The following is a 15751-nucleotide window of genomic DNA, read 5'->3' on the forward strand; positions in this document are numbered from 1 at the left end:
TTTGCATATTGAATAATTATATAGTAAAAATCAGGAGGAATACAAGCTTTTAGCTATGTAAAATTAAAAAAAACCATTATTCCTTACATCTTATGTTAGCATATATAACACGGAATCATTTTGAACGTTCAGCTTATATATAGGAAAGAACTAAAAAATTACCCTTAAAAATTTAACATACGCAATTAATTCAAAAACTAGCGAAAATATGTTCGGTATGTTAAAATGAACAAAGAAGTGATCAAATTTTTTTGAATCCTTTTTTTGATTACTGTAAAGAACTTTAGTAAAGAAGGAGGACGTCAGATGATAGAAAGAGAAACCTCCAATACGTTTGACTTAGTATCAAAATATCAGCCCGACGGCGATCAGCCGGAAGCGATTAATCGCTTGGTTGAAGGCGTCGAAGGCGGCGAAAAAGCTCAGATTTTGTTGGGTGCTACAGGAACAGGAAAAACATTTACGATTTCTAATGTAATTAAAGAAGTGAACAAGCCAACATTAGTCATCGCTCATAACAAAACCCTAGCTGGACAGCTTTATGGAGAATTTAAAGAATTCTTTCCCAATAATGCGGTCGAGTATTTTGTTAGTTATTATGATTATTATCAACCGGAGGCCTATGTGCCTTCCAGTGATACCTACATTGAAAAAGATGCCAGTATCAATGACGAGATCGATAAGCTACGTCACTCTGCAACTAGCTCTTTGCTTGAGCGCAATGATGTTATTGTGGTCGCGTCGGTTTCATGTATCTTCGGTTTAGGAGATCCGAAGGAATATAGCGAACAAGTGGTTTCAATTCGTGTTGGGATGGAAATGGAACGGAACCAGCTGTTGACTAGTTTAATCAACATTCAATTTGAACGAAATGATATAGATTTTCAACGTGGCCGTTTCCGTGTGCGTGGCGATGTAGTCGAGATTTTTCCGGCATCGCGTGACGAGCATGCGTTAAGAGTCGAGTTTTTCGGCGATGAGATTGAGCGAATTAGAGAAGTGGATGCATTAACGGGTGAAATTATCGGAGAAACAGAGCATGTTGCGATTTTTCCGGCCACTCACTTTGTGACGAATGAAGATCATATGGAGCATGCGATTGCCCAGATTCAGGCAGAACTGGATGAGCGTTTGGCTGTTTTGCGTAGTGAAAATAAATTGCTTGAAGCACAGCGCTTAGAGCAGCGGACCAATTATGATATCGAGATGATGCGGGAAATGGGCTATACGTCAGGCATCGAAAATTATTCCCGACATATGGATGGCCGTTCTGAAGGGGAACCACCTTATACACTACTGGACTTTTTCCCGGATGATTTTTTGTTAGTTATTGATGAATCACACGTAACTATGCCGCAAATTCGCGGGATGTATAATGGCGACCGGGCGAGAAAACAAATGCTGGTGGATTATGGCTTCCGATTGCCAAGTGCACTGGATAACCGACCGTTACGTTTAGAAGAATTTGAAGAGCATGTTCATCAAGTGGTGTATGTGTCAGCAACACCAGGACCTTATGAGCATGAACAAACCGATACAGTAATTCAACAAATTATCCGTCCGACGGGTCTGTTGGATCCATTGATTGAAGTTCGTCCGATTATGGGACAAATTGATGATCTAGTCGGAGAAATCCATGAACGGGTTGCCAAGGATCAGCGGGTCTTTGTCACCACTTTAACCAAAAAAATGGCTGAAGATTTGGCCGATTACTTTAAGGAATTGGGCATCAAAGTGAAATATCTGCACAGTGACATTAAGACTTTGGAACGTACCGAGATTATTCGTGATTTACGTTTGGGTGAATTTGATGTGCTGATTGGTATTAACCTGCTTCGAGAGGGCTTGGATGTGCCGGAAGTTTCCTTAATTGCCATTTTAGATGCAGATAAGGAAGGCTTCTTAAGAAGTGAGCGTTCTCTTGTCCAAACAATTGGCCGAGCTGCTCGTAATTCAGATGGCCGTGTCATCATGTACGCCGATAAGATTACCGATTCCATGCAACGGGCGATGGACGAAACTGCGCGTCGTCGTTCCATTCAAGAACAGTATAATGAAGAACATGGAATTGTACCAAAAACGATCATTAAAGAAATTAGAGATTTGATTTCGATTTCTAAAACCGCTGATAAAGAAGAAGGCTTCAAGCTTGATAAGTCTTATCATGAGTTAAGTCGTCAAGAAAAAGCGGACTTACTAATGAAATTAGAAAGAGAAATGAGAGATGCTGCTAAAGCATTGGACTTCGAGACGGCAGCTACACTTAGAGATACAATTTTAGAATTAAAAGCAGCAGAATAGTTGCTGTAAATCGGAAGTACAAGTGATTTGCAAGGGTATGTATTAGAAGGAGAGAAATAATGGCAAATGATAAAATCGTTATACACGGCGCGCGTGCACATAACCTAAAAAATGTTGATGTGACAATACCGCGTGACAAAATGGTGGTTGTTACAGGCTTGTCTGGTTCAGGTAAAAGCTCATTGGCTTTTGATACTTTGTATGCGGAAGGACAACGTAGATATGTAGAAAGCTTGTCTGCTTATGCCAGACAATTTTTAGGGCAAATGGATAAACCGGATGTAGACAGTATTGATGGCTTGAGTCCGGCAATTTCCATTGACCAGAAAACAACCAGTAAAAACCCACGTTCGACCGTGGGAACAGTGACAGAAATTAATGATTATTTACGCCTGCTTTTTGCAAGAGTAGGGCATCCGATTTGTCCGAATGATCATATTGAAATTTCCAGTCAATCCGTGGAACAAATGGTCGATAAGGTATTGGATTTACCTGAAAAAACCAAAGTTCAGATTCTTGCGCCTGTGGTTGCTAAGAAAAAAGGTCAACACAAAAAAGTTTTTGAAATGATTCAGCGGGAAGGCTATGTTCGCATGCGGGTAGATGGCGAAACCTATGATGTGAGTGAAGCACCTGAGCTTGAAAAAAATAAAAAGCATGATATTGCGATTGTTATTGACCGAATCGTCGTGAAAGAAGGTATCCGTTCTCGTTTATTTGATTCCTTTGAAGCGGCTCTTCGTTTGGCAGACGGCTATGCGCTGGTTGATGTGATTGACGGCGAAGAAATGCTCTTTAGTGAACACTATGCCTGTCCGTATTGCGGCTTTACTGTGGGCGAATTAGAACCGCGTTTGTTTTCTTTTAACGCGCCATTTGGAGCGTGTCCGGATTGTGATGGCTTAGGCATGAAGCTAGAGGTTGACCGTGATTTAGTGATTCCTGATCCAACAAAAACCTTGCGTGAAGGAGCTATCCTTCCTTGGAACCCTATCAGCTCTCAATATTATCCACAAATGTTGGAGCAAGCAGCAAATAGCTTCAATATTGATATGGATACGCCTTTTAATGAATTGCCGGAAGAACATCAAGAGATTATTTTAAACGGCTCGAACGGAGAGCTATTCCATTTTCACTATGAAAATGATTTTGGCGGAGTTCGGGACGTAGAGGTACCGTTCGAAGGTGTATTACTAAACATTAAACGTCGCTACCAAGAAACCAACAGTGACTTTACAAGAGATCAAATGCGTTTATATATGACTGAACTAACGTGTCAAACCTGTAATGGCTACCGCTTAAATCCACAAGCCTTGTCTGTCAAAATTGACAACACTAATATTGGTCAAGTAACTGAATTAGCGATTAAAAAGGCTATTGATTTCTTTGAAACCCTTAACTTATCTGAACAAGAGCAGACCATCGCCAAACCCATTTTAAAGGAAGTCAAAGACCGTTTGAATTTCTTAAGAAATGTCGGCTTGGATTACTTGACGCTAAGCCGGGCGGCGGGAACACTTTCCGGGGGAGAAGCCCAGCGGATTCGTTTAGCTACCCAAATTGGTTCTAATCTTTCTGGCGTTTTATATATTTTAGATGAACCTTCAATTGGGCTACACCAACGCGATAATGATCGCTTGATTGAATCATTGAAAAAAATGCGTGATTTGGGGAATACCTTAATTATCGTCGAACATGATGAAGATACAATGCGGGCGTCAGATTATCTGATTGATGTCGGTCCGGGCGCTGGCCATTTAGGTGGAGAAATCGTGGCTCATGGAACGCCGGATGAGGTTGCTAAGAACAAAGAGTCATTGACAGGACAGTATCTTTCCGGTAAAAAAGTCATTCCTGTGCCAAAAGAAAGACGCAAAGGCAACGGCAAAAAAATCAAAGTTACCGGCGCTACTGAGAACAATTTGAAAAATGTGACGGTAGAATTTCCATTAGGTGAATTTGTTGCTGTTACCGGTGTATCTGGTTCAGGGAAAAGTACCTTGGTCAATCAGATACTAAAAAAAGCCCTCGCTCAAAAAATTAATCGTAATTCTAATAAACCAGGTAAGCATAAAAGCATTACGGGATACAATAACATTGAAAAAATTATCGATATTGATCAAAGCCCTATTGGCCGGACGCCGAGAAGTAATCCGGCAACCTATACTAGTGTCTTCGATGATATCCGTGATCTTTTTGCTAAAACTAATGAAGCCAAAGTACGAGGCTACAAAAAAGGTCGCTTTAGCTTTAACGTCAAAGGTGGCCGTTGTGAAGCTTGTCGCGGCGATGGAATTATCAAAATAGAAATGCACTTTTTACCTGATGTGTACGTTCCTTGTGAGGTTTGTCATGGCAAACGCTATAACTCCGAAACTTTGGAAGTTCACTACAAAGGGAAAAATATTGCCGATATTTTAGATATGACGGTGGAAGATGCGGTTGAGTTTTTCCAACCAATTCCTAAAATTCACAGAAAACTAAAAACAATCGTGGATGTCGGCTTGGGCTATGTCACTTTAGGGCAGCCGGCCACAACTCTTTCCGGTGGGGAAGCGCAACGGATGAAGCTAGCTAGTGAGCTTCACAAAAATTCCAACGGTAAGAATTTTTATATCTTAGACGAGCCGACAACCGGGTTGCATACGGATGATATTGCCCGGCTGCTAAAAGTTTTAGAAAGATTAGTCGATGCTGGCAATACGGTGTTAGTCATTGAGCATAATCTAGATGTTATTAAATCCGCAGATCATGTGATTGATTTAGGTCCGGAAGGCGGAGACGGCGGCGGCACTATTGTCGGAATCGGTACACCAGAAGAAATTGCGCAGATTAAAGATAGTTATACAGGAAAATATTTGAAAAATGTTCTCTAATTGGTCTACTCCTTTTCAGAACTATTCTCAACAAAAGTAAAGAAAACCTGAAATTTAGAACTATTTTAGTGAACGCTATTGATTTCAATTCTTCTTTGAAGTAAAATCACAGACAGATAGATATATCGTTCAACCTAATTGGTATATATCTTTCTTCCTATAAGTATTCCGTTCAAAAAGGGAAAGACACAGCCTTCAAATTATGAAGGCTGTGTTTTTTAATGCAATTTTGTAAAAAAGATGAAAAAATAAAATGAATTGTGAATGTAATTGTGCTTTTTTGGTAGTTTTTATTAAGAATATCTGAAAAAAACGATAAAAATAAATTTATTTAGTCGTATTTAATATTTATTTAATAAAAATCATGCTATCCTATACCTACGAAAAGAATCTGGAGGAATGATTTTTTATGGAAAAAAGAGAAGTTAAAATTGGCACCCATTATGTTTGTCATGGTTCGAACTTTTCGTGGTTTTTTGTCGGAGAAGCAATTTCCAAAAAAGAGAAAAATGTCCAAGTAAGAGTCATTAAGTGCCACCCTTCTGATCGCTCAAGTATTCAGAGTGATGATCCAATTTTAAATTTGGATTATTTAAATGTAATTGAAGATGCCTAATTTTAAAGAGCTGCGGCTCTTTTTTTGTTAAATCAACGCCCGACAGCTGTTATTTACAATCGAGCCCCAATGTTATACAATGAGCTAACTACCAAAAAGGAAGAAAAGGATCTTATGAAAAATAATAAAAAAGCGCTACTGGTCATAGGGATAATTTTAGTAGTTGGACTTGTTTCATTTGCTATTAAGGAGCTTATACCAACAAAAACAATTACGTTTGGAACAAGCCGCAAGATCTCAAGTCTATCAAAAACAGAATTGCAGGAGGCGACAGATATTCCCTTAGACGTACAAAATATAGAGAATATGCAGCAGGCTTTAACACAGGCAAACGTTTGGAAAAAATTGGGGTATACGGAAACAGAAGCTTCAAAAATCGCCCAACGATTTAAAGAAAGTCAAAAACAGGCACAAGGGATATTAAGTGAGCTTGCGAATAAGCAAGCAACCTCTTTAAAAGTTATTATTATTGAAAAATCTCAGCAAATGAAGGTTTCAATCGGAACGATGTGAGCCTTTGAAGTAGAAGATAACTCAAAATAAATGAATACGAGGAAGTAACGTCGTTTATTATAATTGTCAATTAAGGATCATGTAATCTTTTCTGCAGGATTGCGATCCTTTTTTTATGGAAAAAATAAGAAGTATTTTAAAAGCTTTCTTTGATACGCCCGGAATGTTATAATAAATAAAATGTGTAAAAAGGAGCGCTATACTATGGTTGATAATTTACAATTAGTTATCATTACTGGAATGAGCGGAGCAGGTAAAACTGTAGCTATTCAAAGTTTTGAAGATATGGGATATTTTTGTATTGATAATATGCCGCCAAGTTTAATTCCTAAATTTTGGGAACTAATTAAAGAGTCCGGCAAAGTCACAAAAATTGCTTTAGTCATTGATTTGCGTTCAAGAACATTTTTCCGGGAAATTCAAGATATGCTAGTTGAATTAGAAAATACGAATTTAATAGATACTACAATCATGTTTTTAGATGCAACCGACGAAGAATTAGTTTCACGTTATAAGGAAACACGACGAGCGCATCCTTTAGCAATGGACGGTTTAATTACCGAAGGGATTCGTAAGGAACGTGCGATTTTAGAAGAAATTAAAGGGGATGCTCAGGTTGTCATCGATACAACGAGGTTATCGCCTAGACAATTAAGAGAACGAATTAATGAAGAGTTTAAAACAAGGGATACTCACGAATTTCGTGTTGAAATGGTGTCTTTCGGCTTTAAATACGGCTTGCCGATTGATGCGGATATCGTGATGGATGTACGCTTTTTACCAAACCCGCATTACATTCCAGAGCTGAAACCTCTAACTGGACAGGATCAGTCGGTGTATGATTATGTAATGAGCTTTCCTGAAACGGAGGCCTTTTATACCCGCTTTATTGATTTGCTGAAAAATGTCATGCCCGGCTATGAAAAAGAAGGAAAATCCAGCGTAACGATTGCCATCGGCTGTACTGGCGGTCAGCATCGTTCAGTTGCCTTGACAGAGCGTGTTGGTAACGAGCTGAAAAAAGATTACCATGTCAATATCACACATCGCGATAAAGGAAAGCGGAAAGAGACGGTGAACCGTTCATGAAGATGAAAACTTACCGCATTCGCAAGCCTAAAATTGTCGTAGTCGGCGGAGGAACGGGTTTACCTGTTATTTTAAAAAGTTTGCGCAATCAAAGTGCTGAAATCACTGCTGTTGTAACCGTGGCTGACGATGGCGGCAGCAGCGGCGCTATTCGAGAGTCCATGAATATGACTCCGCCGGGCGATTTAAGAAATGTTCTTGTGGCGCTTTCGGATATGCCGCAGCTCTATGAGGATATTTTTCAATATCGTTTCAACAAAAATGATAAATATTTTGCCAATCATGCCATCGGTAATTTAATTATTGCCGCTGTTTCAGAAATGCGCGGCAGTACATATGAAGCGATTCAGCTCTTGTCAAAAATGATGCATGTGGACGGGCATATCTATCCTTCTTCTGAAAGACCTTTAACGCTGCATGCTGTTTTCAAAGACGGCACTGTTGCAGTCGGTGAATCAAATATCGCAGTTGACCGTAAAACGATCGATCATGTTTTTGTGACTAATACTAATGATGAAGAACAGCCGAAAGCGGCCCGCAAAGTAGTTAAAGCGATTGAAGAAGCAGATATGATTGTATTAGGACCGGGAAGTATGTTTACCAGTATTTTGCCGAATCTGGTCATCAGTGAAATCGGCGAAGCGATCATCAATGCGACTGGTGAGGTCGTTTATATTTGTAATATTATGACGCAAAAAGGGGAAACCGAGCATTTTAGTGATGCCGATCATGTTTGTGTACTGCATGAGCATTTAAAGAATAAATTTGTTGATACGGTTTTAGTTAATACGGAAAAGGTGCCGGAGGGCTACATGGATCCGGAGATTTATGACGAATACCTTGTACAAGTGGAGCATGATTTCCAAAAGCTGAGGGATGAGGGCTGCCGCGTTATTTCGACGGACTTTTTAAAGCTGAGAGATGGCGGCGTTTTTCACGACGGAGATAAAGTCGTCGATGAGCTCTTTCGGATTGTTTTTGGTGCGAAGTATTAGGTTTTTTAGAAAGGGGGAGGCAAAATGTCTTTTGCCTCAGACGTAAAAAAAGAGCTGACCACCTTGGAGGTTCATCGTGAGCATGCAAGAGCAGAGTTGGCCGCTTTGATTCGGATGAACGGCTCTTTAAGTATTGTGAATCAGCAATTTGTACTCAATGTGCAGACTGAAAATGCCGCCATTGCCAGACGTATTTATTCACTTTTGAAAGATCATTATGACGTTCGAGCGGAATTGCTGGTGCGCAAAAAAATGAAGCTGAAGAAGAATAACGTGTATATCGTTCGTTTAAAACAAGGAACCAAAGATGTGCTGGCGGATTTAGATATTTTGGATAATCTGGTTTTTAATACGCAAGTGTCGGACGATATTATGGGGAATGCGCAAAAGATGCGTTCTTATTTAAGAGGAGCGTTTATGGCTTCCGGGTCAGTGAATAATCCGGAAACTAGCCGCTATCATTTAGAGATTTTTTCTATTTATGAAGAGCATAATGAGGATATTTGCCGAATGCTTAATTATTATGATTTGAATGCCAGAACCTTGGAACGGCGCAACGGCTATATTTCTTATCTGAAGGGCGCTGAACGTATCGCGGACTTTTTAACTCTGATTGGCGCCACAAATTCTATGTTGAAGTTTGAAGACGTACGGATTGTTCGTGATATGCGGAATTCGGTTAATCGGCTTGTGAACTGTGAAACAGCAAATTTGAATAAAACAATTGATGCAGCCTCCAGACAGATTGAAAATATTCAGTATATTGAACGAACGGTAGGACTGACTGCTTTGCCGGAAAAATTACAGGAAATTGCCGAGCTGCGCTTGGAGTATCCGGAAGTTAGTTTGAAAGAACTTGGAGAGATGATTCCTTCCGGAGCTATTTCAAAATCTGGTATAAACCACCGTATTCGCAAAATCAATGAATTTGCTGATAAGCTGCGCGAGAAAAGTGCTTAATAAAAAAATTCTTGGAAGCCCTACTCGAGCTTCCAAGAATTTTTTTATTTACCTTCTAAATAACTGATAAGTTCTTCTTTAGTAACTGATTCGTCAAAAATGTGTTCGCCAATCACAATTGTTGGAACGAATCTAATGTTTGCAGCCTGTGCTTCTGCAATAATTGCTTGGCTGACAGCTGCATCACCTTTTTCTGGAAGTTGTAAATTATCTTCAGCGTAGACTGCGACATCCTCTAGAGAAAGATCGCCCCATTCATTTTGAGTATCATACATTTGTTTTAGATCTGTTAAAGCTTTTTCGGGTAAATCATAATTAATATGGTGGTGCATGACATTTCCGCGTTGTAAGCTTTCTTTTTCCTTGTCAAAAAGCTTGATGATCCGTTGCACTTTACCAGCTTTGACATAATCGTTTAAAAGCTCAAAAGAGTCTTCAAACCATTTTTTGCAGTAAGGGCAGCGCACATTCATAAATTCCACCATTTTAATGGGTGCCTCGTCACTGCCGCTGTTTAATCCATTTTTAGTTGTTACTTTTTGAGCATCAATAACTGAAATATCCATTTATAAACCTTCCTTTCACTTCTTTTAATATTAGTTTAGACCTTTTTGCCTTAAGTTTAAATAAAAATGCCTAAATTCGCTAAGAAATTTAGGCACTTGTTGTTTTTATTAGCTTAAAGAGCTGCTGTTTTCCATAACTTCATCGATTAAGCCATATTCTTTCGCTTGTTGCGCAGTCATGAAGTTGTCGCGATCTGTATCACGTTCAATGACTTCTAAGGGTTGGCCTGTGCGTTCAGCGAGAATCTTGTTCAAGCGATCACGTGTGTCTAAGATATGTTTGGCTGCAATTTCAATCTCCGTTGCTTGACCTTGAGCTCCGCCAAGTGGTTGGTGGATCATGATTTCAGCGTTCGGTAAAGCGAAGCGTTTGCCTTTTTGACCGGCTGTTAATAAGAAGCTGCCCATTGAAGCTGCCATTCCTAAAACGATCGTTTGCACGTCGGCTTTCACAAAATTCATTGTATCAAAAATTGCTAAACCAGCAGAAACGCTGCCGCCTGGTGAGTTAATGTAAATGTAAATGTCTTTTTCAGAGTCCTGTGCATCCAAAAATAATAATTGAGCAATCACTGAGTTAGCGACGTTATCGTCGATTGGTCCGCTTAACATGATAATTCTATCTTTTAATAAACGTGAATAAATGTCATAAGCTCTTTCTCCACGAGATGACTGTTCAATGACTGTTGGTATTAAATTCATAGTATATTCCTCCTATATAAAAGCTCTTAAATCATTTTATCACAAAGCAAATGGGATTGCTTAAAAAAAGTATACTTCATTGGTCAAAAAAGGTCAACTTCAATGCACCAAAAAGCGATGCAGAAGAAACAGCTTATCAGAAAGAGCTAGTTGTGTAAAAGTATCTTTTTCATTTTTGTTTTTCTTTCGTTCACAGACGTGACTGTGTTATACTAAATAAAGAATTGAATGGAGTGAGGAATGCAGAATGTTTGTTTTTATTGCAGGAATGACAGGTGTACTGATTGGTGCAGCGATTGTGTCTGTAGCAGTTGCTTTACGTGTCTCTTATGAAGAGCGCAAAGCCGTCCAGTATCGTGAGTTGGAACATTACGTAAAAGAGATCGAAACATTGAATTTATTAAATAAGAAGATCAATGAAATTTTACAAAAAAGAGATATTTATGTAGATAAATCAGTAAATTTTATTTCAATGGATGATTGTTATATTAGCATTGATGATTTTATTTATCTAGAATCATTTTCGGCACAAAATAATTTTTACTTACCAACATTTCTGGTGGAAGAATTCTTTAAAAAAATTGCCCATCGAAAAGTTATTTTGACTCCTGATGAAGTGATTGCTATGGGGGGCAGCACGTATAAAGGCGGCAGAGCTATTTTAGAAAACTTTTCAGAAGAGCTGCTTACGACGATTGAAGATAAAAAAAGTCAAATGAAACGCTTGTCCAACAAACCATTGTATTACTTCCAAAAAGGATAAAATCAAAACTGTGTAAACTCATTTTGAGCATACACAGTTTTTTATATTAATAGAGCCCAATTCTTCTGTACTCTATTTTTTGAATTTTCTGAACTTTTTTATTAAATTTTATTGACATTCTCATTTTTTAGGTTTATAGTTAACAAAAGCTTTTGAATATCACATGCTATTTTAATCTTTTATAGATTTTTGACGAGGAGACCATTGCCATGAAGAAGATAAACGATCATGTATTAGTCATTATTTTATCGTATAGGACTTAGAACACTGAGATTTTTCGCAGATGTTTGAGTCCTGTTTGTCTTTGGTAAATGGGATTCTTACTAAAGCATCCCATTTATTGATGGGATGCTTTTTTTGTAGAAAACTTTAGTAAAGAAATAGCCAAGGGAAAAATTATCTTAGAAAATAACGTACAATTTTTTCTGAAAATGACGAAAATGGAGTGGATGAACATGCGTAGTGACCAAATAAAAAAAGGAATTGAAGCGGCACCGGCCAGAAGTTTACTGTATGCAACTGGGCAAGTAAAAAATGCAAAGGATATGGATAAGCCTTTTATCGCAATTTGTAATTCGTATATTGATATTGTTCCGGGGCATGTCCATTTAAGAGAGCTGGCGGATGTTGCCAAGGAAGCAATCAGAGAAGCAGGCGGTATTCCTTTTGAGTTTAATACGATTGGCGTAGATGACGGGATTGCTATGGGTCATATTGGAATGCGCTATTCTTTACCCAGCAGAGAAATTATTGCTGATGCAGCAGAAACAGTCATTAACGCTCACTGGTTTGACGGTGTTTTTTACATTCCAAACTGCGACAAAATCACTCCCGGAATGCTGATGGCTAGTGTTCGGACAAATGTTCCAGCGATTTTTTGCTCAGGCGGTCCAATGAAAGCCGGTGTTGATCCAAGAGGGCATACCACGACTCTTTCTTCCATGTTTGAAGCAGTTGGCACCTTTAAAGAAGGCAAAATGACCGAAGAAGAGTTTAACTTCATGGAACAAAATGCCTGTCCAACTTGTGGTTCTTGTGCAGGGATGTTTACGGCGAATTCAATGAATTGCTTGATGGAGGTTTTAGGTCTAGCACTGCCGGGTAACGGGACAATTCTAGCTGTTTCTGAAGAACGAAAAGAACTGGTTAGAAAATCGGCCTTCCATTTAATGGACTTAGTGAAAAAGCAAATCAAGCCAAGAGACATTGTTACTAAAGAAGCGATTGATGATGCCTTTGCTTTAGATATGGCAATGGGCGGTTCGACAAATACGGTTTTACATACTTTGGCGATTGCAAATGAAGCGGAAATTGACTATAACTTGGAAGAAGTCAATGAAATTGCTAAACGTGTTCCATATCTATCCAAAATTGCTCCATCTTCTGCTTACTCCATGCACGATGTTCATGAAGCTGGCGGTGTGCCGGCAATTATGAAAGAGCTGGTGGATTTAGGTGATGCGATTCATCCGGATCGGATCACGGTTACCGGCAAAACGATTCGTGAAAACGTACAGGATGCGGTCATTAAGAATCCGGAGGTCATTCATCCTAAGGAAAACCCCTACAGTCCAGTTGGCGGTTTATCTATTCTTTACGGTAACATCGCCCCGAAAGGCAGCGTCATTAAAGTTGGCGGAGTTGATCCTTCCATCAAGAAATTCGTTGGAAAAGCGATTTGCTTTAGCTCACATGATGAAGCTGTAGCAGCGATCGATGACCATACAGTTAAAAAAGGGCATGTGGTCGTTATTCGTTATGAAGGACCTAAAGGCGGTCCAGGCATGCCGGAAATGCTGGCACCTACCTCAAGTATTGTCGGCAGAGGCTTAGGAAAAGATGTGGCACTGATTACTGACGGCCGTTTTTCAGGGGCGACTCGAGGCATTGCTGTTGGGCATATTTCACCGGAAGCAGCTGCTGGCGGACCCATTGCGTTGGTTCAAGACGGTGATGAAATTGAGATTGATTTGACGAATCGAACATTGGAACTGCACGTAACAGAAGAAGAATTAGCAAAAAGAAGAGACCAGCTGCCCAAGTTTAAAGCGAAAGTAAAAACAGGATACTTGGCGCGTTATACGGCATTGGTAACGTCTGCACATACAGGGGGAATCATGCAGATTCCTGAAGATTTGTTAGATTAAGGAGGGAAGCTTGTGATAAAACAGCAAAAAAAGGTAAAAAATGGCTCAAGAATTTTGATTGATGCATTATTGAAGCAAGAGGTTGATTTGGTGTTTGGTTATCCCGGTGGTGCTGTGCTTCCACTTTATGATGCGCTTTACGATGGCGAAATTAAACATATTTTGACTAGACATGAGCAAGGGGCTGTTCATGCAGCGGAGGGATATGCCAAAGCAACCGGCAAACCAGGCGTAGTTATCGTAACCAGCGGTCCGGGTGCAACTAATATTTTAACCGGAATAGCAGATGCAATGAGTGATTCGGTGCCGTTAGTCATTTTCACTGGACAAGTAATAACAGATGGGATTGGCAAGGATGCATTTCAAGAAGCAGATGTAGTAGGACTGACAATGCCGATCACAAAAAATAATTATCAGGTTCGCAGTACCAGTGACTTGCCGCGAATTATCGCAGAAGCCTTTCACATTGCAACAACCGGCCGCAAAGGACCTGTGGTTATCGATTTACCAAAAGATATTACAATTAAAGAAGCAGAAGTAAAAGAGGAAGTAAAGCTGCATTTGCCTAGCTATCAGCCGACGATTAAACCAAATAAGCTGCAGGTTAAAAAGCTGATGCAGGCTTTGGCACAAGCTAAAAAACCGCTGCTTCTAATAGGTGCAGGTGTCCTGCATGCAGATGCTACTCAGGAATTAAATGAATTGATCAATAAATATGAAATTCCCGCACTTAGCTCACTCTTGGGTTTAGGGGCAGTACCAACTGAAAATGAACTTTTTTTAGGCATGGGAGGAATGCATGGTTCTTTTGCGGCAAATATGGCTTTAACGGATTGTGATTTGCTAATAAATATTGGCTCTCGCTTTGATGATCGTCTAGCGAGTGCACCGCAGGAATTTGCTCCGAATGCGAAAATTGCTCATATCGATATTGATCCGGCCGAAATCGGTAAAATTATCGATACCCAAATTCCGATTGTGGCGGATGCCAAAGAAACCTTAAAGGAAATGTTGAAAACCAATATTACCTGCACAGATACAACGGATTGGAAAAAGCTTAATGCAGCGCGGAAGAATCGTCATCCATTTAAATACGATAAAGAACAGCAAGCAGAAATCAAACCGCAAAAGGTCATTGAATTTATTGGTCAACTAACGAATGGTGAGGCGATTGTCGCAACCGATGTAGGACAGCACCAAATGTGGACGGCACAATTTTATCCGTTTAAAAATGCCAATCAACTGGTAACCAGCGGCGGTCTGGGAACCATGGGCTACGGCGTACCGGCCGCGATTGGTGCAAAGCTGGGTTGTCCGGATAAAGAAGTTGTTTTGTTTGTAGGCGACGGCGGCTTCCAAATGACGAATCAAGAATTAGCTATTTTAAATCACTATAATATTCCCATCAAAATCGTTATTTTGAATAATCAGTCATTAGGAATGGTTCGTCAATGGCAGGAAAGCTTTTTTAACGGTCGTTGTTCAGAATCAGTTTTCGCAACACAGCCGGATTTTGTTAAAATGGCGGAAGCGTATCACATTAAAGGGGTTCGACTTTCTAACCCAGCTACTGTGGAAGCAGATCTGACAGAGGCTTTTAAAGAAGAAGACTCTGTCCTGATTGAGGTAATGGTTTCTCCGTCAGAACACGTATTGCCAATGGTTCCGGCCGGTAAGCCAAATTATCAGATGCTGGGGGTGGAGTAAATGAGACGAATCATTACAGCAACAGTCAATAATAATTCCGGTGTTTTAAATCGCTTTAGCGGCGTGTTAACTAGACGGCAGGTCAACATTGACAGTATTTCTGTCGGTCCGACTGAGCATGAGCATGTTTCCAGAATAACTGTCATTGTGCAAGTCGCAGACTTAAACGAAAGTGAACAGGTAACCAAGCAGTTAAATAAACAAATCGACGTGATTAAGGTATCTGATATTACAGATGAGCCACACTTAGAAAGAGAGCTGGCGCTAGTCAAGGTAAACGCTCCGGCTGCTGTTCGGGCTGAGCTATTTTCTGTGATTGATCCTTTTAGAGCCAATGTCATCGATGTCGGCAGCAAAACAGTCGTCATTCAAGTGACCGGCACGAGCGAAAAAATTAGTGCATTTGTGGATGTCGTCGCTCCTTATGGCATCAAACAGCTGGCAAGAACCGGCGTTACAGGATTTACAAGAGGCAACAACTAAAAACAGGTCTTAAAGCAATCGCTTATAAGCATA

At 39.8% G+C, this 15751-nt stretch carries 13 protein-coding genes; 11 read left to right on the plus strand and 2 right to left on the minus strand.

Annotated features, from left to right (window positions below):
- Nucleotides 1–306 precede the first annotated feature (306 nt).
- The 7 genes from uvrB (at nucleotide 307) to whiA (ending at nucleotide 9350) form a co-directional block, all read left to right on the plus strand.
- Nucleotides 307–2301 (plus strand): excinuclease ABC subunit UvrB, encoded by a 1995-nt coding sequence (gene uvrB / locus ABH902_RS03015; RefSeq protein ID WP_404589089.1) that lies wholly within the window; start codon nucleotides 307–309, stop codon nucleotides 2299–2301.
- A 59-nt stretch (nucleotides 2302–2360) separates the two neighbouring features.
- Nucleotides 2361–5177: an excinuclease ABC subunit UvrA gene (gene uvrA / locus ABH902_RS03020; RefSeq protein WP_404589091.1), complete on the plus strand. Its 2817-nt coding sequence runs from the start codon at nucleotides 2361–2363 to the stop codon at nucleotides 5175–5177.
- Between the two features lie 409 nt (nucleotides 5178–5586).
- Entirely contained in the window at nucleotides 5587–5793 is a 207-nt protein-coding gene (locus ABH902_RS03025) for a hypothetical protein (RefSeq protein WP_404589093.1), read from the plus strand.
- Nucleotides 5794–5907: 114 nt separating this feature from the next.
- Nucleotides 5908–6306, plus strand: coding sequence for a hypothetical protein (locus ABH902_RS03030; RefSeq protein ID WP_404589095.1), 399 nt, complete (start codon nucleotides 5908–5910; stop codon nucleotides 6304–6306).
- A gap of 204 nt (nucleotides 6307–6510) precedes the next feature.
- Nucleotides 6511–7395, plus strand: coding sequence for an RNase adapter RapZ (rapZ, locus tag ABH902_RS03035; RefSeq protein ID WP_404589097.1), 885 nt, complete (start codon nucleotides 6511–6513; stop codon nucleotides 7393–7395).
- Nucleotides 7392–8390 (plus strand): uridine diphosphate-N-acetylglucosamine-binding protein YvcK, encoded by a 999-nt coding sequence (gene yvcK, locus ABH902_RS03040; RefSeq protein ID WP_404589098.1) that lies wholly within the window; start codon nucleotides 7392–7394, stop codon nucleotides 8388–8390. The genes rapZ and yvcK overlap by 4 nt, the downstream gene beginning before the upstream one ends.
- A 24-nt stretch (nucleotides 8391–8414) precedes the next feature.
- On the plus strand, nucleotides 8415–9350 hold the full coding sequence (gene whiA, locus ABH902_RS03045; RefSeq protein ID WP_404589100.1) for a DNA-binding protein WhiA: 936 nt from the start codon (nucleotides 8415–8417) through the stop codon (nucleotides 9348–9350).
- Between the two features lie 44 nt (nucleotides 9351–9394).
- On the opposite strand, the gene ABH902_RS03050 is transcribed toward whiA, so the two are convergent.
- Both ABH902_RS03050 and clpP read right to left on the minus strand, forming a co-directional pair.
- A complete protein-coding gene (locus ABH902_RS03050) occupies nucleotides 9395–9916 on the minus strand; it encodes a thioredoxin domain-containing protein (RefSeq protein ID WP_404589102.1) in 522 nt (173 codons plus the stop codon).
- Between the two features lie 108 nt (nucleotides 9917–10024).
- Entirely contained in the window at nucleotides 10025–10618 is a 594-nt protein-coding gene (gene clpP, locus ABH902_RS03055; RefSeq protein WP_404589103.1) for an ATP-dependent Clp endopeptidase proteolytic subunit ClpP, read from the minus strand.
- A gap of 247 nt (nucleotides 10619–10865) precedes the next feature.
- Here clpP and ABH902_RS03060 point away from each other — a divergent pair, with 247 nt between their 5' ends.
- From ABH902_RS03060 to ilvN, 4 genes are all read left to right on the plus strand, one after another.
- On the plus strand, nucleotides 10866–11381 hold the full coding sequence (locus tag ABH902_RS03060; protein WP_404589105.1) for a hypothetical protein: 516 nt from the start codon (nucleotides 10866–10868) through the stop codon (nucleotides 11379–11381).
- A 455-nt stretch (nucleotides 11382–11836) separates the two neighbouring features.
- A complete protein-coding gene (gene ilvD, locus ABH902_RS03065) occupies nucleotides 11837–13528 on the plus strand; it encodes a dihydroxy-acid dehydratase (protein ID WP_404589107.1) in 1692 nt (563 codons plus the stop codon).
- Between the two features lie 12 nt (nucleotides 13529–13540).
- A complete protein-coding gene (gene ilvB, locus ABH902_RS03070) occupies nucleotides 13541–15235 on the plus strand; it encodes a biosynthetic-type acetolactate synthase large subunit (protein WP_404589109.1) in 1695 nt (564 codons plus the stop codon).
- Complete coding sequence (ilvN, locus tag ABH902_RS03075; RefSeq protein ID WP_404589111.1) at nucleotides 15236–15718, plus strand: acetolactate synthase small subunit; 483 nt, start codon at nucleotides 15236–15238, stop codon at nucleotides 15716–15718.
- Nucleotides 15719–15751: the final 33 nt, after the last annotated feature.

Origin of the sequence: Enterococcus sp. UD-01, from assembly GCF_044909655.1 — a bacterium.
GTDB lineage: Bacteria > Bacillota > Bacilli > Lactobacillales > Enterococcaceae > Enterococcus_L.

What these genes read in the sequence shown, in the direction of transcription:
- ilvD (WP_404589107.1), top strand. Translation starts at nt 11,837, where the DNA reads ATGCGTAGTGACCAAATAAAAAAAGGAATTGAAGCGGCACCGGCCAGA.
- clpP (WP_404589103.1), bottom strand. Translation starts at nt 10,618, where the DNA reads ATGAATTTAATACCAACAGTCATTGAACAGTCATCTCGTGGAGAAAGA.
- ilvN (WP_404589111.1), top strand. Translation starts at nt 15,236, where the DNA reads ATGAGACGAATCATTACAGCAACAGTCAATAATAATTCCGGTGTTTTA.
- uvrA (WP_404589091.1), top strand. Translation starts at nt 2,361, where the DNA reads ATGGCAAATGATAAAATCGTTATACACGGCGCGCGTGCACATAACCTA.
- whiA (WP_404589100.1), top strand. Translation starts at nt 8,415, where the DNA reads ATGTCTTTTGCCTCAGACGTAAAAAAAGAGCTGACCACCTTGGAGGTT.
- ABH902_RS03030 (WP_404589095.1), top strand. Translation starts at nt 5,908, where the DNA reads ATGAAAAATAATAAAAAAGCGCTACTGGTCATAGGGATAATTTTAGTA.
- yvcK (WP_404589098.1), top strand. Translation starts at nt 7,392, where the DNA reads ATGAAGATGAAAACTTACCGCATTCGCAAGCCTAAAATTGTCGTAGTC.
- ABH902_RS03060 (WP_404589105.1), top strand. Translation starts at nt 10,866, where the DNA reads ATGTTTGTTTTTATTGCAGGAATGACAGGTGTACTGATTGGTGCAGCG.
- rapZ (WP_404589097.1), top strand. Translation starts at nt 6,511, where the DNA reads ATGGTTGATAATTTACAATTAGTTATCATTACTGGAATGAGCGGAGCA.
- ABH902_RS03050 (WP_404589102.1), bottom strand. Translation starts at nt 9,916, where the DNA reads ATGGATATTTCAGTTATTGATGCTCAAAAAGTAACAACTAAAAATGGA.
- uvrB (WP_404589089.1), top strand. Translation starts at nt 307, where the DNA reads ATGATAGAAAGAGAAACCTCCAATACGTTTGACTTAGTATCAAAATAT.
- ABH902_RS03025 (WP_404589093.1), top strand. Translation starts at nt 5,587, where the DNA reads ATGGAAAAAAGAGAAGTTAAAATTGGCACCCATTATGTTTGTCATGGT.